The organism is Pseudomonas sp. PB120 (assembly GCF_009761815.1).
GTDB lineage: Bacteria > Pseudomonadota > Gammaproteobacteria > Pseudomonadales > Pseudomonadaceae > Aquipseudomonas.
In genome coordinates this window covers 15,698-33,640 of record NZ_RWIN01000077.1, presented here as the reverse complement: position 1 = coordinate 33,640, position 17,943 = coordinate 15,698, and the positions used below count along the sequence as shown (strand labels likewise).

At 59.5% G+C, this 17,943-nt stretch carries 19 protein-coding genes; 11 read left to right on the top strand and 8 right to left on the bottom strand.

Annotation, left to right across the window (positions count from 1 at the left end):
• Together EJA72_RS14580 and EJA72_RS14575 are read right to left on the bottom strand one after the other, a co-directional pair.
• On the bottom strand, nt 1-459 hold the full coding sequence (locus tag EJA72_RS14580; RefSeq protein WP_157712130.1) for a tripartite tricarboxylate transporter TctB family protein: 459 nt from the start codon (nt 457-459) through the stop codon (nt 1-3).
• Nucleotides 460-517: 58 nt separating this feature from the next.
• Complete coding sequence (locus tag EJA72_RS14575) at nt 518-1,495, bottom strand: tripartite tricarboxylate transporter substrate binding protein (protein WP_157712129.1); 978 nt, start codon at nt 1,493-1,495, stop codon at nt 518-520.
• A gap of 391 nt (nt 1,496-1,886) precedes the next feature.
• Here EJA72_RS14575 and EJA72_RS14570 point away from each other — a divergent pair, with 391 nt between their 5' ends.
• Both EJA72_RS14570 and EJA72_RS14565 read left to right on the top strand, forming a co-directional pair.
• The gene (locus EJA72_RS14570) at nt 1,887-2,558 is read left to right on the top strand and encodes a response regulator (RefSeq protein ID WP_157712128.1); all 672 of its coding nucleotides are present in this window, start codon (nt 1,887-1,889) and stop codon (nt 2,556-2,558) included.
• The gene (locus EJA72_RS14565; protein WP_157712127.1) at nt 2,551-3,936 is read left to right on the top strand and encodes a sensor histidine kinase; all 1,386 of its coding nucleotides are present in this window, start codon (nt 2,551-2,553) and stop codon (nt 3,934-3,936) included. Before EJA72_RS14570 ends, EJA72_RS14565 begins: the two co-directional genes overlap by 8 nt.
• Before the next feature lie 125 nt (nt 3,937-4,061).
• On the opposite strand, the gene EJA72_RS14560 is transcribed toward EJA72_RS14565, so the two are convergent.
• Nucleotides 4,062-4,883: an HDOD domain-containing protein gene (locus EJA72_RS14560; RefSeq protein WP_157712126.1), complete on the bottom strand. Its 822-nt coding sequence runs from the start codon at nt 4,881-4,883 to the stop codon at nt 4,062-4,064.
• Nucleotides 4,884-4,917: 34 nt separating this feature from the next.
• The gene (locus tag EJA72_RS14555) at nt 4,918-5,859 is read right to left on the bottom strand and encodes a folate-binding protein YgfZ (protein ID WP_157712125.1); all 942 of its coding nucleotides are present in this window, start codon (nt 5,857-5,859) and stop codon (nt 4,918-4,920) included.
• Nucleotides 5,860-6,008: 149 nt separating this feature from the next.
• Here EJA72_RS14555 and EJA72_RS14550 point away from each other — a divergent pair, with 149 nt between their 5' ends.
• The gene (locus EJA72_RS14550; RefSeq protein WP_007944081.1) at nt 6,009-6,263 is read left to right on the top strand and encodes a succinate dehydrogenase assembly factor 2; all 255 of its coding nucleotides are present in this window, start codon (nt 6,009-6,011) and stop codon (nt 6,261-6,263) included.
• Nucleotides 6,247-6,699: a protein YgfX gene (locus tag EJA72_RS14545; protein ID WP_178129371.1), complete on the top strand. Its 453-nt coding sequence runs from the start codon at nt 6,247-6,249 to the stop codon at nt 6,697-6,699. Before EJA72_RS14550 ends, EJA72_RS14545 begins: the two co-directional genes overlap by 17 nt.
• Here the strand turns inward: EJA72_RS14545 and nadB are convergent.
• Nucleotides 6,668-8,284: an L-aspartate oxidase gene (gene nadB, locus EJA72_RS14540; protein WP_157712124.1), complete on the bottom strand. Its 1,617-nt coding sequence runs from the start codon at nt 8,282-8,284 to the stop codon at nt 6,668-6,670. The genes EJA72_RS14545 and nadB overlap by 32 nt on opposite strands.
• 556 nt (nt 8,285-8,840) lie before the next feature.
• Here nadB and rpoE point away from each other — a divergent pair.
• From rpoE to EJA72_RS14520, 4 genes are all read left to right on the top strand, one after another.
• Nucleotides 8,841-9,422: an RNA polymerase sigma factor RpoE gene (gene rpoE, locus EJA72_RS14535; RefSeq protein ID WP_007944079.1), complete on the top strand. Its 582-nt coding sequence runs from the start codon at nt 8,841-8,843 to the stop codon at nt 9,420-9,422.
• A 30-nt stretch (nt 9,423-9,452) separates the two neighbouring features.
• A complete protein-coding gene (locus tag EJA72_RS14530) occupies nt 9,453-10,040 on the top strand; it encodes a sigma-E factor negative regulatory protein (RefSeq protein WP_157712123.1) in 588 nt (195 codons plus the stop codon).
• Between the two features lie 8 nt (nt 10,041-10,048).
• Nucleotides 10,049-11,008: a MucB/RseB C-terminal domain-containing protein gene (locus EJA72_RS14525; RefSeq protein ID WP_157712122.1), complete on the top strand. Its 960-nt coding sequence runs from the start codon at nt 10,049-10,051 to the stop codon at nt 11,006-11,008.
• A gap of 178 nt (nt 11,009-11,186) precedes the next feature.
• Nucleotides 11,187-12,614 carry a DegQ family serine endoprotease gene (locus tag EJA72_RS14520; protein WP_157712121.1) on the top strand — a complete coding sequence of 476 codons (1,428 nt, stop codon included), beginning with the start codon at nt 11,187-11,189 and terminating at the stop codon, nt 12,612-12,614.
• Nucleotides 12,615-12,691: 77 nt separating this feature from the next.
• Here EJA72_RS14520 and EJA72_RS14515 read toward each other — a convergent pair whose 3' ends face one another.
• Nucleotides 12,692-14,125, bottom strand: coding sequence for a M48 family metalloprotease (locus EJA72_RS14515; protein ID WP_157712120.1), 1,434 nt, complete (start codon nt 14,123-14,125; stop codon nt 12,692-12,694).
• A 98-nt stretch (nt 14,126-14,223) separates the two neighbouring features.
• Between EJA72_RS14515 and EJA72_RS14510 the strand changes: the two genes are divergently transcribed.
• The gene (locus tag EJA72_RS14510; RefSeq protein WP_157712119.1) at nt 14,224-14,463 is read left to right on the top strand and encodes a sulfurtransferase TusA family protein; all 240 of its coding nucleotides are present in this window, start codon (nt 14,224-14,226) and stop codon (nt 14,461-14,463) included.
• Nucleotides 14,464-14,494: 31 nt separating this feature from the next.
• Complete coding sequence (locus EJA72_RS14505; RefSeq protein WP_157712118.1) at nt 14,495-15,565, top strand: AI-2E family transporter; 1,071 nt, start codon at nt 14,495-14,497, stop codon at nt 15,563-15,565.
• Between the two features lie 124 nt (nt 15,566-15,689).
• Here the strand turns inward: EJA72_RS14505 and EJA72_RS14500 are convergent, their stop codons facing one another.
• Both EJA72_RS14500 and EJA72_RS14495 read right to left on the bottom strand, forming a co-directional pair.
• Nucleotides 15,690-16,163 (bottom strand): peroxiredoxin, encoded by a 474-nt coding sequence (locus tag EJA72_RS14500; protein WP_157712117.1) that lies wholly within the window; start codon nt 16,161-16,163, stop codon nt 15,690-15,692.
• Between the two features lie 10 nt (nt 16,164-16,173).
• On the bottom strand, nt 16,174-16,734 hold the full coding sequence (locus EJA72_RS14495; protein WP_045058768.1) for a glycine cleavage system protein R: 561 nt from the start codon (nt 16,732-16,734) through the stop codon (nt 16,174-16,176).
• Between the two features lie 328 nt (nt 16,735-17,062).
• Here EJA72_RS14495 and dapA point away from each other — a divergent pair, with 328 nt between their 5' ends.
• Nucleotides 17,063-17,941 carry a 4-hydroxy-tetrahydrodipicolinate synthase gene (gene dapA, locus EJA72_RS14490; protein ID WP_157712116.1) on the top strand — a complete coding sequence of 293 codons (879 nt, stop codon included), beginning with the start codon at nt 17,063-17,065 and terminating at the stop codon, nt 17,939-17,941.
• Nucleotides 17,942-17,943: the final 2 nt, after the last annotated feature.

Genomic DNA, 17,943 nt, shown 5'->3' with positions numbered 1-17,943 from the left:
TCAGTTCTCCAGAACGTCGAGCAGACCCAGAGGCAGCGGCACGTCCATCACTTTGTCGAACAGCAGGTACAGACCGATGCTCATCAGGCTGATGATCACTGCGCTTGGCAACCAGCGTCCGCCGTACAGGCGCGCCATCGGAATGCCGATCAGGATGCTGCTGAGAATAAAGCCCAACGGTTCGAACAGGCCGGCGAACACCAGCAGCAGTACCACGCAGCGACCGATCTTGTGCAGGGTTTCACGGTCCAGCGGCGGGTCTTCTTCGGTGTGTTTGAGCGGTGACGGGCGAAACACCATGTAGATCAGGCCCAGCCCCATCAGCCCCAGCATCAGCAACGGGAAGGCGCGAGGGCCGATCGGTTCGTAGGAAAAAGGTGCCTGGTAAGGCCAGGCCATCAGCACCAGGCTGACACAGGCCAGCAGCAGCACCGATGCGAAAATGCGTTGTACGAGCATGGGGAACTCCTGTGCCACGACCCCGGAGTGCGGGGCCGCAGCCGCTAGACAGAGGCGATCACTGGATCAGGCCGAACTCTTTGGCCAGCACTTTGTAGTCCGCGACCTGCTTCTTCACGTAGGTGTCCAGCTCTGGGCCGGTCATGGCGAACGGGAAGAGCTCACGCTGATCGCGCAACTTGGCGAAGTCATCAGAAGCCAGCAGTTTGTCAAAGGAGTCTTTCCACCAGGCGTAATCTTCATCGCTGACTTTTGGCCCGAGATAGAAACCGCGAACCACTGGCCAGACGATGTCGTAGCCTTGCTCTTTGGCGGTCGGGATGTCTTTCATTTCCGGTTCGTCCAGGCGCTTCTCGGCAAACACCGCCAGCAGGCGCATGTCGCCGCTCTGGATGTGCGGCATGGAGTCGGAGATGTCGGTGCTGCCGACCTGGATGTGGCCGCCGAGCAGGGCGGTGGCGATTTCACCGCCGCCTTCGAGGGCAACGTAACGCAGGTCTCGCGGGTTGATCCCGGCGGCCTTGGCGATCAGGGCGGTTTGCATCCAGTCCTGGCTGCCGACGGTGCCGCCGGAGCCGATCACCACTTTGCTCGGATCTTTCTTCAGCGCCTTAACGAGATCGTCGAGGTTCTTGTAGGGCGAATCGCTTTTCACCGCGATGGCGCCGTAGCTGGTGCCAACCGCTGCCAGCCAACGGACGTTGGTTTCATCAAAACGCCCGAACTTGCCCTGAGCCAGGTTCAGCAGCGAACCGCTGGACCACGCCACCAGCGTGCCGGCATCGGCGGGGCGCTGGGCGACCACCGCGTTGTAGGCCACGGCGCCGACACCGCCGGGCATGTAGGTCACGCGCATCGGTTTGCTCAACAGCTTTTCGTTCATCAGCGCGCTTTGCGCCAGTTTGCAGGTCAGGTCGAAACCGCCGCCCGGCGAAGCCGGCGCGATGCATTCCGGACGCTTGGGCTCAGCCATCAGGGGGCCGGCAAACAGCACGCAGCTGGCGGCAAGGGCGAAACGGCGCAGTGATCGATTCATTGTTGTCTCCACAGGAGTTTTTGTTTTTGGGGATGTTTCAGGTGCGACGATTTCGCGCTATGCAGCCGACAATGGCGTGGGCCGGCGTCAACCATCGGGATCGATGAAAGGAGTGGGGCGGATAAGCCTGAAGCGGTATGGACGGCATGGTGAAGTACCTCGTTATTGTTCTTATTGGCGAAAACGCATCAAGGCATTTTTCGGGAGCTACATTTCAAAGCACGGCTGGATGGCTTGCAGGCGAAACCCTCCATGGGCCGACTCTAACCGTCCAACCTTTCACTAACCTTTCAGCGGAGTTTCACGGTTTTCGGGCTTCACAGCGGCCGATGCGGCTGTAAACTCCGCGCCAAAGAATGGCGTCGACCATCCCTGAACGAGGTAAAAATCCATGCGTGTCCTGCTCGTCGAAGACCATCTGCAGCTCGCCGACAGTGTCGCCCAGGCGCTCAAGAGCACCGGGCTGACCGTGGATGTGCTGCACGATGGCGTGGCCGCCGACCTGGCCTTGAGCAGCGAGGAATACGCCATGGCGATTCTCGACGTCGGCCTGCCGCGCATGGATGGTTTCGAAGTGCTCGCGCGTTTGCGGGCGCGGGGCAAGAACCTGCCGGTGTTGATGCTGACCGCGCGCAGCGACGTCAAGGACCGGGTCCACGGCCTGAACCTCGGCGCCGACGATTACCTGGCCAAGCCGTTCGAACTGACCGAACTGGAAGCCCGGGTCAAAGCCTTGCTGCGTCGCAGTGTGCTCGGCGGTGAGCGTCAGCAGACTTGCGGTGTGCTGGCTTACGACCTGGACACGCGGCGCTTCACCCTCGGCGACGAATTGCTGACCCTGACCTCCCGCGAGCAAGCGGTGCTCGAAGCCTTGATCGCGCGCCCTGGTCGGGTGATGAGCAAGGAGCAACTGGCTTCACAGGTGTTCGGCCTGGACGAGGAGGCCAGCCCGGATGCGATCGAAATCTACGTCCATCGTTTGCGCAAAAAGCTCGACGGCCAACCGGTCGCCATCGTGACCTTCCGAGGGCTCGGTTACTTGCTGGAAAGCCGCGATGCATAAGCCCAGCAGCCTGCGCTGGCGGTTGCTGTGGAACCTGGCGCTGTTGCTGGTGGTGTTGATGCTGGCGAGTGGATTGAGCGCCTACTGGAATGGTCGCGAAGCCGCCGATACCGCCTATGACCGGACCTTGCTGGCCTCGGCGCGAACCATCGCCGCGGGCGTGTCCCAACGCGATGGCAGCCTCAGCGCCGACGTGCCGTACGTGGCCCTCGATACCTTCGCCTACGACAGCGCCGGGCGGATTTTTTACCTGGTCAACGACATCAATCAGAAACTGATTTCCGGTTACGAAAACCTGCCGCCACCGCCACCGGGTACGCCGCGCACCGACGACTATCCGGCGTTGGCGCGTTTCTACAACGCGACCTATCAAGGGCAGAATGTGCGCGTGGTCAGCCTGCTCAAACCCGTGAGCGAGCCGAACATGAACGGCATGGCGGAAATCCGCGTGGCGGAAACCGATGAAGCGCGGGTCAGCATGGCCCGCAGCCTGGCGGCGGACACATTGTTGCGCCTGGGCATGTTGGCGGTCGGTGCGCTGATGATGGTGTGGTTCGCGGTCAGCGCGGCACTGAGGCCACTGGAGCGTTTGCGCACAGCAGTGGAAGAGCGCCAGTCCGACGATTTGCGGCCATTGCCGTTGGTAGAAGTGCAGCGGGAATTGTGGCCGTTGGTGCGGGCACTCAATCACTTTACCGAGCGGCTGCGCGTCCAGTTCGAACGTCAGGCGCAATTTATTGCCGATGCGGCTCACGAACTGCGCACGCCGCTGGCAGCGCTCAAGGCGCGACTCGAACTGGGTCTGCGCTCCAGCGATCCCGACACCTGGCGCGGCACACTGGAAGGTGCCGCCCAAGGGACTGACCGGTTGACCCATCTGGCCAATCAGTTGCTGTCCCTGGCGCGGGTCGAGAACGGCGCGCGAGCCATCGCCGAGGGCGGTGCGCAGTTGCTGGACCTGAGTCAGCTGGCGCGTGAATTGGGCATGGCGATGGCGCCACTGGCCCATGCGCGGGGTGTGGCGCTGGCGCTGGAAGCGGATGAGCCGGTATGGCTGCGCGGAGAGCCGACGTTATTGAATGAGTTGTTGAGCAATCTGGTGGATAACGCGCTGGCGCACACACCTTCGGGTGGCAACGTGATCCTGCGGGTCATGGCGCCGGCCGTGTTGGAGGTCGAGGATGATGGGCCGGGGATTCCTCTCGAAGAACGTGATCGGGTGTTCGAGCGCTTTTATCGCCGCAACCAGCAAGTGGCCGGCTCAGGTTTGGGCCTGGCGATTGTCGGTGAAATCTGCCGCGCGCATTTGGCGCAGATCAGCCTGCACGATGGCGAGCAGGCGGGGCTTAAGGTTCGGGTGAGTTTTATTGCCGGGTAGTTTGCATGCCCACCTGTGGCGAGGAAGCTTGCTCCCGCTCGGCTGCGCAGCAGTCGTAAACATGGCAATCGTGGCTTGCCGGAAAAAATGCGGTGAATGGTTTTGGGGCCGCCCCGCGCCACAGGTTAATAAAACATCGAGCGTGATTCTTCCAGATCCTTGCACGCCGCCTCGTTATCCGGGTCAATCCCCAGCTTTTTAAACGCGGGAACATTGAACGCATCGATACGGGCGAGGGGATGTTCGGTGCCCTTGTGGCAGTACAAGGTGGCCACCTGGACCAGGTCCACATAATCGACCTGCTCGGACTGGCGTTTGAAGTCCAGATACGACCCTGGCAACTGCACCAGCATTTCCGGAAAATCCCAGACCCTGAGCAGCTTGTCGCCGAGCAACGGGTGAATGCGGTCGATCACATGGTTAAGGCTGACCGGGTCGGACAGCAGTTCATAGTGATCTTCGGCATACGTCAGGATCGGCAACACGCCGATCTGATGCACCAGTCCACCGAGAGCGGCCTGATCAGGCTTGAGTTGGGTGAATTTGCGGCACAACGCATAACTGACCCCGGCGATTTCCAGGCTTTTGCGCCAGACCTCGCGCATCTTCTGTTCCACGACTTCGGAGCGCGCATTGAAAATCTGTTCCATCACCAGGCCGATGGCCAGGTTGCTGCTGTAATTGACGCCCAGGCGCGTGATCGCGGTGTGCAGGTCCGTGACTTCCTGGGTGGCGCGCAACAGCGGGCTGTTCACCACCTTGATCAGGCGCGCCGTCAATGCGGTATCGCGGCCGATCACTTTGCTCAAGGCGCTGACACTGACTTCCGGGTCTTCAGCGGCCTTGCGAATTTGCAGGGCCACTTCCGGCAACGTTGGCAGAACCAGGTCATCGTTATCGATGGCCTCAACCAAATCCTGTTGGACCTTATCCGCCAGCTCGCTCATTTCATTTCTCTAGGTATTGCGACAAGTGCTGCGGTTAACGCTGGATTTCGCGGTCGCGATCCAATTCGTAAGGCAGGTCGAGGAGGTGCAGGGCCGGGCCCTCGAGAGTGCCCAAATGGACATCGCCCCCTTCTGCTGCTTCGGCCTGCAGCACGGCCAGGAGTTCAATTTGTTGCCCGGCGTTCGCGGCCAGCACCACTTCACCGATGGAACTGCCATGGGTCGGGGAAAACAGCGGCGTGCCTGGCTCAGGCAGCTCGCTGGCATCCAGCGTCAGGCGATACAAACGGCGCTTGAGTTTGCCCAGGTACTGCATGCGCGCAACGATTTCCTGTCCGGTGTAGCAGCCTTTTTTGAAGCTGACCCCACCGACGGCTTGAAGATTGAGCATCTGCGGGATGAACAGCTCGCGCGTGCTCGGCATGACCTGGCCAATCCCTGCGCGGATCTGGCCCAGCAGCCATTGATTCAGATCGCCTTCGGCCAACAGCGCCGACAGCTTGCCCTTGATGACATCGGCCTGATCGGCCGCGACCCAGAGTTCAGCACGTTGCGGTGACACGCGGATGGCAATCAGGCCGTCATTTCGCGCAACACTGTCCGTTTCTGTCGGCAGTTCAAGGCCAAGACTGCTCAGTGCTGCATCGCCATGCTCGACGCCGAAGCGCACCCACTGGGCGCTTTCATCGGTCAGTTTGGATTTGGAAAACACTGCGTATTTTTTAAGGTCCGCCAGTTGCGGCTCCAGAAGCTCGGTGGCCATGGCCAACAGAACACCGTCGCCTTCCAGCAGGATTCGGAAGCTCGACTGCATCCGGCCTTTCTGCGTGCAGCGGGCGCCGAGGCTGGCCTGGGTGTCGCTCAGGTAATTGAGGTTGCAGGTCAATTGGCCTTGCAGGAATTTGCTCGCATCCGCGCCGCGGACAGCAAGAACACCTTCGTGAGACAGCGTGCAGAAAAAAGCAGAATCGGCCATGGGTCATCGCAGGGTAAAGAGACTGAGAGACATCATAAGGGGGCGCTCTCGAAATGGGTAGTTTACAAAGGTTCGGTGTTGCCCGACCAAAGCCGAGTGTTCGGCTCCGTTCAGGGCTGTATACTTGCCGCCTATTTGAGGAGCGCTCCATGGTCGAAGATGTTGAACTGAATCGCCTCTACTGGCACAGCCGTCGCGGCATGCTTGAGCTTGACGTGTTGCTGGTGCCGTTCGTAAAAGAGGTCTACCCGCATCTCAATGATGTCGACCGCGATTGCTACCGCAAACTGCTCGAGTGCGAAGATCAGGACATGTTCGGCTGGTTCATGGAACGTGCCGAGTCCGAAGATCCGGAACTCCAGCGCATGGTTCGCATGATCCTGGATCGTGTCCAGCCCAAGTAATACGTTCGAATGCCGCTGGCATGCCTCTCGGCAGTTGCTGGCGGCGTATCTTCTGGCCCAGCTGTTCGCGCTGGGTACGCTGTTTCTTCTTTCTCTACCGCTTTGGGCCTGTCTGCTTGGCGTTGCTTTGTGCATGGCACATGGCGTCTGGGCATTGCCGCGGCAGATTTTACTGACACACCCACACGCTTTTCGCGGCTTGCGCCGGGATGCCGATGGCTGGCAGTTGTGGAGTCAGGCGGCGGGTTGGCAGGCCGTGCAGCTACGACGGGACAGCCTGGCGCTGCCGTTGGTCGTGGTGTTGCGCTTTCGTTTGCGCGGCGAGCGGCGGGTCAGGGCGGTCTGTGTGCCCAAGGATGCGCAGGCGGCGGATGTGCACCGACGCCTGCGGGTTCGGCTCAAGTTCAGTCGACGTAGGTGGGCGGCACCAGAATAGTGTCGAGGGCGACCGGCAGCAGGTTCGGGTAGTCGAGGGTGTAATGCAGGCCGCGACTTTCCTTGCGCTCCATGGCGGACTGGATCATCAGTTCAGCCACCTGGGCCAGGTTACGCAGCTCGATCAAGTCCCGGCTGACCTTATAGTTGCTGTAGAACTCGTCGATTTCGTCGAGCAGCAGCCGCACGCGGTGCTGCGCCCGTTGCAAGCGCTTGTTGGTGCGCACGATGCCGACGTAGTCCCACATGAAGCGCCGCAGTTCATCCCAGTTGTGCGCAATGATCACGTCTTCGTCGGAGTCGGTGACCTGGCTGGCATCCCACACGGGCAGGGCGACGGGGATCGAAATCTGTGGCAGCTGTTCAAGAATGTCCGCCGCCGCTGATCGCGCATAGACGAAGCACTCGAGCAACGAGTTGCTGGCCATGCGATTGGCGCCGTGCAGGCCGGTGAAGCTGGTTTCGCCAATGGCGTACAGCCCGGGAACGTCCGTGCGGCCGTTCTGATCGACCATCACGCCGCCGCAGGTGTAGTGCGCGGCCGGAACCACCGGGATCGGCTGCTTGGTGATGTCGATGGAGAATTCGAGGCAACGCTCATAGACCGTCGGGAAGTGCGTCTTGATGAACGTTTCCGGCTTGTGGCTGATGTCCAGGTAGACGCAGTCGACACCCAGGCGCTTCATTTCATGGTCGATGGCTCGGGCGACGATGTCCCGTGGCGCCAGTTCGGCGCGCGGGTCGAAGCGCTGCATGAAACGCTCGCCGTTGGGCAGCTTGAGGTGCGCGCCTTCGCCCCGCAGGGCTTCGGTGATCAGGAAACTCTTGGCTTGCGGGTGATACAGGCAGGTGGGGTGGAACTGGTTGAATTCCAGGTTCGCCACCCGGCAACCCGAACGCCAGGCCATGGCGATGCCATCACCGCAAGCGCCGTCGGGGTTACTGGTATAGAGATAGACCTTGGCGGCACCGCCGGACGCGAGAATCACAAAACGCGCCGCGTAGGTGTCGACTTCCCCGGTGCCGCGGTTGAGCACATACGCCCCCAGGCAGCGGTCGCCTTCCAGACCCAGGCGTTTTTCGGTGATCAGGTCGACGGCGACGCGTTGTTCCAGTAGTTCGATGTTCGGCCTTTGCTTGGCCTGGGCGAGCAGTGTTCTGAAAATCGCTGCGCCGGTGGCATCGGCGGCATGGATGATACGTCGATGACTGTGGCCGCCTTCTCGGGTCAGGTGGAATTCGAACCCGCCATCTTCGGTGCCGGACTGTTCATCGCGCGTAAACGGCACGCCTTGGTCGATCAGCCATTGAATTGCCTCTTTGCTGTGCTCGACGGTAAAGCGCACGGCGTCTTCGTGACACAGGCCACCGCCGGCATTGAGGGTGTCGTCGACGTGGGATTCAACGGTGTCGGTATCATCCAGAACCGCCGCGACGCCGCCCTGGGCCCAAAAAGTCGAGCCATTGGCGAGGTCGCCTTTGCTTAGTACGGCGATGCGCAAATGATCGGGCAAGGTCAGCGCAAGACTTAAACCGGCAGCGCCGCTGCCAATGACCAGAACATCATGTTGAAACTGTTGGCTCATTTCAGGATTCCGCTCAAAGCGACCCGGGTCGGGGTTGGCGCAAGACACCGTGATTGGCACGTCAGGCAGCCACACAGCCCACTAGTATATAGAGGGGGGGAGCGGCACAATAGCCGGGCACATATGGCATTGTGAAACTACTGTGACGGAAAATACCCGACGCTTCGTCGGATGCTTTTTCGGGCGGTTCGACGACAAGGCGACTGTATCGTCGATTTAACAGTCTTTTTCTATTCACGGTTGCACAATGTCGGCACAGCCCGGCTATAAATATTTGGAACTTTTGCCAAAGGCCCAAGATCAATAGACGGTGCCTGAAAAGAAGGACAGTGTCGGCTTCAGTGAGGATCTGCAGTTGGATCCTTGCCTTCGAATCCGATGACAAGATTATTCGCGCAGCCGGGTCATGCCGAGCTGCGCTTTTCGTGCGTGCCAAATCAGAGCCCGCAGGAAACTTGCTTGGAGGGGGAGAACTTTTGCGAAAAGCCCGAGTCTATGTTTGCAAGCCTGGTCGTTTAGTTATGCAAGCCTCCTCCGAGCTTATCGAGGAGTGTTCATGCTAACCCAGGAAGAGGATCAGCAGCTGGTCGAGCGCGTTCAACGCGGCGACAAGCGCGCATTCGATCTGCTAGTGCTGAAATACCAGCACAAAATTCTCGGGTTGATCGTGCGTTTCGTGCACGACACCCATGAAGCCCAGGATGTGGCACAAGAAGCCTTTATCAAGGCATACCGTGCGCTTGGAAATTTTCGCGGAGACAGCGCGTTTTATACGTGGCTTTACCGCATCGCCATCAACACGGCGAAGAACTATCTGGTTTCACGCGGCCGTCGGCCGCCGGATAGCGATGTCAGTTCCGAAGATGCAGAGTTCTACGACGGCGATCATGGCCTCAAGGATCTCGAGTCGCCAGAGCGCGCATTGCTGCGGGATGAGATCGAAGGCACCGTCCATCGGACCATCCAGCAACTGCCAGAAGATTTACGTACGGCGTTAACTTTACGTGAATTCGATGGTCTGAGTTACGAGGACATTGCGGCAGTCATGCAATGTCCGGTGGGTACCGTGCGCTCCCGGATTTTCCGCGCTCGGGAAGCCATCGATAAAGCCCTGCAGCCGTTGTTGCAGGAAAACTGAGACAGCGGCGACAGCCAAGAGAGGAACGCCATGAGTCGTGAAGCCCTGCAGGAATCGCTGTCCGCAGTGATGGATAACGAAGCGGACGAATTGGAATTGCGTCGGGTGTTGAATGCCTTCGACGATGTTGAAACCCGTGAAACCTGGGCTCGTTATCAAATCGCTCGGGCAGTGATGCACAAAGATCTGCTGCTTCCACGTCTGGACATCGCTGCGGCCGTCTCTGCTGCGCTGGCTGACGAAACCGTTCCGGCAAAAGCGTCCCGTGGTCCATGGCGCAGCCTGGGTCGTCTGGCAGTCGCTGCGTCGGTTACCCTCGCCGTATTGGCAGGCGTTCGTCTGTACAACCAGGACGAGATCGCTGGCGTTGAACTGGCTCAGCAATCCAGCCAGACAAGCTTGACCGCTCCTCAGGTCAAGGGTCCAGCTGTATTAGCAGGCTATAGTGAGAGTTCGGACGCCACAGGCCCTATGGCCAACGGCGTATTGCAAGGACAGCCAGGCTGGCACGATCAGCGCCTTCCAGGCTACTTGCGCCAACATGCTCAACAAGCTGCACTGAAAGGTACTGAGAGCGCTCTGCCTTACGCTCGTGCGGCCAGTATGGAAAACCGTTAAGGAGGATCATGCGCGCCATACCTCTACTATCGCTTCTGCTCGGTGGCTGGTTTGCAGTTCCAGCCCATGCTGATGAAGCCCAGGACTGGTTGACACGTCTTGGCCAAGCCGAGCAACAGCAAAGCTTTCACGGTACTTTCGTCTACGAGCGTAACGGTAGTTTCTCTACCCATAACATCTGGCACCGCGTCCAGGATGGCAAAGTCAGCGAGCGTTTACTCCAGCTCGACGGCTCTGCGCAGGAAGTCGTGCGCATTGATGGACATACTCAATGCGTCAGCGGCGCCTTGATCGCCGGGCTTGGGGACTCTCCCAATTCCTCGGCTCGTGCACTCGATCCACAGAAACTCAAGAATTGGTACGACCTTGCCGTCATCGGCAAGTCACGTGTGGCCGGGCGATCGGCGGTGATTGTTTCACTGACCCCCCGAGACCAGCATCGCTACGGCTTTGAATTGCATCTGGATAAAGAAACCGGCTTGCCACTCAAATCATTGCTGCTCAATGACAAGGGGCAATTGCTTGAGCGCTTCCAGTTCACACAGCTGGATACGGCGGACACCCCGTCGGACAGCGATTTGCAACCGGGCGCCGATTGCAAGGTTGTCAATCTCGACAGCGACAAGACGTCCGCGGTCAAGGCTGCTCAGGTTTGGCACTCTGACTGGCTACCGCCAGGTTTCGAGTTGACCAGCAGCTCGGCCCGCAAGGACCCTGAGACCAAGACCCAGGTCAACAGCCTGATGTATGACGATGGCCTGGCGCGTTTCTCGGTGTTTCTCGAACCGCTCAATGGCGCTTCAGTCACCGATACCCGCACTCAGTTGGGGCCGACCGTTGCAGTTTCCAGGCGGTTGACCACTCCTCAAGGCGAGATGATGGTCACCGTGGTCGGTGAGATTCCGATTGGTACCGCTGAACGGATTGCGCTGTCCATGCGCACCGATGCCACTGCATCCAAGCAGTGAGCCGAGATCGAAATGTTTGGTGAGCATTTCAATTTGCAAATATCCCGAAATTTTTCTATAGGTCAGAGCCCCTCGGCTCTGGCCTTGTTTGTTGTTCCCGGAACAAAAATACCGGCGTATCGTTCCCGGTGTTCCTTGCTCCATATCGCTTAACCATGCTCGTCGTAACGGGAGCCGTATGTCGATACCACGCTTGAAGTCTTATCTCTCCATTTTTGCCACCGTGCTGGTGCTCGGTCAGGCCGTCACTGCTCAAGCAGTCGAGCTGCCTGATTTCACGCAACTGGTCGAGCAGGCCTCGCCAGCGGTGGTGAACATCAGTACCACGCAGAAACTGCCGGACCGCAAAGTGTCCGGCCAGATGCCTGATCTTGATGGGTTGCCGCCCGCGCTTCGGGAATTTTTCGAACGAGGCATGCCACAGCAACGCTCGCCTCGCGGTGATCGCCAGCGTGAGGCCCAGTCCCTGGGGTCGGGTTTTATCATCTCGCCTGACGGCTACATTCTGACCAACAACCACGTCATCGCCGATGCCGACGAGATCCTCGTTCGCCTCGCCGACCGCAGTGAACTGAAGGCCAAGCTGATCGGCACCGATACCCGCTCTGATGTGGCGTTGCTGAAAATCGAAGGCAAGGACCTGCCGGTTCTGAAGCTCGGCAAATCCCAGGATCTGAAAGCCGGCCAGTGGGTCGTGGCGATCGGCTCTCCATTCGGTTTCGACCATACCGTGACCCAAGGCATCGTGAGTGCCATCGGTCGTAGCCTGCCGAACGAAAACTATGTGCCGTTCATTCAGACCGACGTGCCGATCAACCCGGGCAATTCCGGTGGTCCGCTGTTCAACCTGAACGGTGAAGTGGTCGGCATCAACTCCCAGATCTACACCCGCTCCGGTGGCTTCATGGGTGTGTCCTTCGCGATCCCGATCGATGTGGCCATGGACGTTTCCAATCAGCTGAAAAGCGGTGGCAAAGTCAGCCGTGGCTGGTTGGGCGTGGTCATCCAGGAAGTGAACAAGGACCTGGCCGAGTCTTTCGGGCTTGAGAAACCTGCCGGTGCATTGGTCGCACAGATCCAGGACGACGGCCCGGCTGCCAAGGGCGGCCTGCAAGTGGGCGACGTGATCTTGAGCATGAACGGTCAACCGATTGTCATGTCCGCCGACCTGCCGCATCTGGTGGGCGCACTCAAGGAAGGCGCCAAGGCCAATCTTGAAGTGATCCGCGAAGGCAAACGCAAAAATGTCGAGCTGACAGTTGGCGCGATTCCGGATGAGGGCAAAGAGCTGGATGCCGCCTCGCCCAAGTCAGGTGTGGAAACCAACAGCAATCGTCTGGGCGTTGCCGTCGCTGACCTGACCGCTGAGCAGAAAAAGACCCTCGACCTCAAAGGTGGCGTGGTCATCAAGGAAGTTCAGGACGGTCCTGCTTCGCTGATTGGCTTGCAGCCGAATGATGTGATCACGCACCTGAACAATCAGGCCATCAGTGACAGCAAGGAGTTCGCTGAAATCGCCAAGGCGCTGCCGAAGAATCGCTCGGTGTCGATGCGGGTCCTGCGTCAGAATCGCGCCAGCTTCATCACCTTCAAACTGGCTGAATAAACCGGTTTTGGCTGAATAAAAAACCGCCTCGAAAGAGGCGGTTTTTTTGTGTCCGGCGTTTTTGTAAGAGAACCGGATCAGCCCATCATGTCCTTGATCATCCGCTCCTGCTCCATCAGCTCCCGTTGCCGCGCGTCTATGCGCGACGATAGCGGGAAATTGGTGCCGGCCTTGCGCTTGGCAAAGTCCAGTTGCTGGATGGCCTGGCGATAGTCTCCCACCAGTGCGAAGTACTCGGCGCGAGCTTGATGCAGGCCGATGATGTTGCCCGACAGGCCGCGCGTCTCGGCCACCATGTACCAGACATCCGGATCATCCGGGCGGGACTTGAGGAGGCTCTCCAAGGCCTTTTCGGCGTCGGCCGCACGGTTCTGCTTCAACAGCAGATCGACGCGTACCGAATTCAGCGGGTAGTTGCCCGGGTACTGCGTCAACATCCGGTCCACCCGGGACTGAGCATCCGGCAGGCGATTATTGGTGATGTCCAGATCGATCTGAGCCAGGTTGTAAATGATTTCGTTCGGTGACTTGGCCAGCAGCACCTTGAGGTTCTCCCGAGCCTCGTTCAGCTGGCCACCCTTGATCTGGGCAATCGCCAGGCCATAGCGTGCTACATCGCTTTTCGGGTTTTCATCCAGTTGAGCGCGAAAGCGTTTGGCGCCCAGGCCTGGGGTTTCCTCATAGATCAGCTGGACCCGTGCGCGAATCAGCTGATAGCGCAGGGTGTCTTCGATACCGCCGGGTCTGGCCTGTTCGGCACGGTTGCGGGTATCGGCGATACGAGATTCGGTAACCGGGTGAGTCAGCAGGAATTCCGGTGGTTTGGCGTCGTAGCGGTATTGGCGCGACAAGCGCTCGAACATGGTGGGCATCGAGCGCGGGTCGTAACCGGCTTTTTCCAGATTGAGAATGCCGATGCGGTCGGCTTCTTGCTCGTTCTGGCGCGAAAAACGTCGTTGTTCCTGCATCGCTGCCGCTTGCGTGCCGGCAATGGCGGCGATCCCGGCATCACCGGCACCGGCGGCGGCAATCACGATGCCGGCCAGCAGCGCGGCCATCATCGGCACTTGCATGCGTTGTTGAGCCTCGACGCCACGGGCGAAGTGGCGTTGCGACAAGTGAGCCAATTCGTGCGCCAGTACCGAGGCATATTCGCCTTCGGTCTGGGCATTGAGGAACAGGCCGCCGTTGACCCCGACAATCCCGCCCGGCGCCGCAAAGGCGTTGAGTTGCGGGCTGTTGATCAGGATGAACTCCAGGCGCCGGTCATTGACCTGACTGGTTTCCACCAACCGGTAAACGCTGGATTCGACGTAGTCCTTGAGCTGTGGATCGTTGAGCTGGGACACCTGACTGCGCAACAGCGCCAGCCATGCGCGGCCCAGTTGGTATTCCTGTTGCGGCGAGACAATGGCAGAACTGGCGTCGCCGAGTGACGGCAAGTCGTCGGCGAAGCCTGGTGAGGCGAGCAGGCAAGCGAGCGTCAGCAGGGTAGGGCGCAAAAAAGTCATGCACAAAGCCTTAGTCGACAAAGACCTTACTGTAGCCGGACACTAAGCGCGGGACCAGATATTCTAAGCTGCTCGACCACAACACCCGGAGTAACGCGATGACCGACGCTGTAGCCCATGACGCCGAACTGGACGCCAGCGGCTTGAATTGCCCGTTGCCGTTGCTCAAGGCCAAGCTGGAACTCAATCGCCTGGCCAGCGGCGCAGTGCTCAAGGTGACGGCCACCGATGCGGGTTCCCAGCGCGACTTTCGCACCTTTGCCCGATTGGCCGGTCATACGCTGCTTCGTGAAGAAGACGACGCAGGCGTTTACCGCTACTGGTTGAAAAAAGCCTGATATCTGTTGCGTTCATTTCTAAGGATTTTTGATGTTCAAGGTGTTACGCGACTGGATACAGCGCTACTTTTCCGATGAAGAAGCCGTGGTACTGGCGGTTTTGTTGTTTCTGGCGTTTACCGCGGTGCTTACGCTGGGCGGCATGCTCGCGCCGGTGCTGGCAGGGATGGTGCTGGCGTACCTGATGCAAGGGCTGGTGGTGACGCTCGAACGCCTGCGCGTACCGGGTGGGGCGGCCGTGGGGCTGGTCTTCGCCTTGTTCATGGGTGTTTTGCTGGTGTTCATGGTGGTCGTGGTGCCGTTGCTCTGGCATCAGTTGATCACCTTGTTCAACGAATTGCCCGGCATGCTCGCCAAGTGGCAGTCACTGCTGTTGTTGCTGCCGGAGCGCTATCCGCATCTGGTGTCCGACGAGCAAGTGTTGCAGGCCATCGAAGTGGCGCGGGGCGAGATCGGCAAGTTCGGTCAGTGGGCATTGACCTTTTCGCTCTCGAGCCTGCCCCTGCTGGTGAACATCATGATCTATCTGGTACTGGTGCCGATCCTGGTGTTCTTCTTTCTCAAGGACCGCGAGATGATCGGCCAGTGGGTGCGCGGTTACTTGCCCCGCGAGCGGGCGCTGATCACGCGGGTCGCTCAGGAGATGAACCGGCAAATCGCCAATTACATTCGCGGCAAGGTCATCGAGATCTTCATTTGCGGAGGCGTGACCTACATCGCTTTCGTAGCGCTGGGGCTCAATTACGCTGCGTTGCTGGCCTTGCTGGTGGGCGTATCGGTGGTGGTGCCCTACGTCGGCGCGGTAGTGGTGACGGTGCCGGTGTTGCTGATTGCACTGTTCCAGTGGGGATGGAGCGATCAGTTCATCTACCTGATGGCGGTCTACGGAATCATTCAGACCCTGGATGGCAACGTGCTGGTGCCGCTGCTGTTTTCGGAGGCGGTCAACCTGCACCCGGTGGCGATTATCTGCGCGGTGCTGTTGTTTGGCGGACTGTGGGGCTTCTGGGGCGTGTTTTTCGCGATTCCCCTGGCGACGCTGTTCAAGGCTGTGCTGGATGCGTGGCCGCGCAAGGAGCCGGTGGTGGCGCCTCTGCTTTAGCGGTCTGTCCGGGTTATTCGGTGAGTGATGGCCTCATCGCGAGCAAGCTCGCTCCTACAGAGACCGCATCATCCCTGTAGGAGCAAGGCTGCCCGCGAAGGTGTCGGAACAGGCGCCAAATAACTCAGGCCTTGTCGAGCGCCTGCGCCGCAGCCAACACCGCATCAACATGCCCCGGCACCTTCACGCCACGCCATTCCTGGCGCAGCACGCCATTCTTGTCGATCAGGAACGTGCTGCGATCAACGCCCATGTATTCCTTGCCATAAAGCTTCTTCAGCTTGATCACATCAAACAGCTGGCAAAGCGCTTCTTCCTTGTCGCTGATCAGATCGAAGGTGAAGGCTTGCTTGGCCTTGAAGTTCTCATGGGATTTCAGGCTGTCACGGGACACACCGAAGACTTCAGTGTTGGCGGCTTTGAACGCGTCCAGCTGATCGCGAAAACCCTGGCCCTGGGTCGTGCAGCCCGGCGTGCTGTCCTTCGGATAGAAGTAAATCACCACCTGCTTGCCCTTGAGGCCCGCGAGACTGACGGTCTGCCCGCTGGTCGCAGGCGCTTCGAAGTCGGCAACCGGTTGATCAATGGCAACGGCCATGAAAGCTTCCTTACATTGGGTTTTGTGGGCGCCACGGTTCGATCAGGGCATCCAGGTTCAGCGCGTCGGCGAAATCCAGGAACTGATCGCGCAGCCAGCTGATTTGCACGCCGGCCGGCAGGGTCACGGTAAAGGTGGCATTGAGCATGGTGCCGCCGGTCTGTGGCGCCTGATAGGTGTCGCAGGTCAGGTTTTCCAGCTCGACGTTGTGGTCCATGAAGAACTGGCACAGTTCGTTGATGATGTCCGAACGGTAAGCCGAGCTGACATAAGCAACGTACGGCAGAGCTTGAGGACGGTTCTCCAGCGCCGCGCTGCGCACCACGTTGACCGTGAAGGCGTGCTTCTTGGCGAGGCCGGACAGGCTGCCTTCCAGGCGTGCCAGAGCGTCCCAGCTACCGGAAATCTCGAGGACCAACGCACTGCACTCACCATGACGGGTCAGGCGAGAGGTGACCACGGCGCAGCGGTTTTCATGGCTGGCGCGGCACAGGACGTTAGTCAGCTCCATGGGGTTGGCGCCGAGGGCACTGATGACAAGGAATTGTTCGCGAACTGTGGGGGTGGACATGCAGCATTCCTAAAGCGATGAGCGGTCGATACTTTTACGGGCTTTTATTACCGGGGGCGAGCCTGCGGATGCGAATTCAGAAAACCCGGGCCGAAGGTTGCGACGTGCTCCAGTGTGGCAAGAGCGAGGGGTGGCAACGCTGGATCGGGGCTTGTGATGCCGAAAAAGGAGGCTGGAACCGGGTGTACGAGCTTGTCAGTACCGATCAAAGTCTGAAGGGTAGCGAAAAGCGGCGCCAAGGGGAATGGCAGCAGCGCAGTACTTCGCTTGTACAAGCATCTTGGCGCCAGTACCATTACGGCTCTCTTTTTCCGGCAGGAGCGGTTGCATGATTGCGGGCAGTATGGTGGCACTGGTCACACCCATGGATGCACAAGGTCGTCTCGATTGGGACAGCCTGAGCAAACTGGTGGACTTTCACCTGCAAAACGGCACCGACGCCATCGTGGCCGTCGGCACTACAGGTGAATCTGCCACCCTAGACGTGAACGAGCACATCGAAGTGATTCGTTACGTGGTGAAGCAGGTGGCAGGGCGCATCCCGGTGATCGCCGGTACCGGCGCCAACTCGACGCGCGAAGCCATCGAGTTGACCACCAATGCGAAGAGCGCTGGCGCCGACGCCTGCCTGCTGGTCACGCCGTACTACAACAAGCCGACCCAGGAAGGCTTGTACCAGCACTTCAAGGCCATTGCCGAGGCCGTCGACATCCCGCAGATCCTGTACAACGTGCCGGGCCGTACGGCGTGCGACATGCTGACCGACACCGTGATCCGCCTGTCAACCGTGAAAAACATCATCGGCATCAAGGAAGCCACCGGCGACCTGTCCCGCGCCAAAGCCATCATCGATGGCGTGAGCGAAGACTTCCTGGTGTTCTCCGGCGACGATGCCACCGCTGTCGAATTGATCCTGCTCGGCGGCAAAGGCAACATCTCGGTGACGGCCAACGTCGCACCGCGCGACATGAGTGACCTGTGCAACGCTGCTCTGAAGGGCGATGCCGTCACGGCTCGTGCGATCCATGAAAAGCTGATGCCACTCAATAAAACCCTGTTTATCGAATCCAACCCTATCCCCGTGAAATGGGCGCTGCATGAAATGGGCTTGATGCCGGACGGTATCCGTCTGCCGCTCACCTGGCTCAGCACTGCCTGTCACGAACCGCTGCGGCAGGCCATGCGCCAGTCCGGCGTTCTGGTTTAATT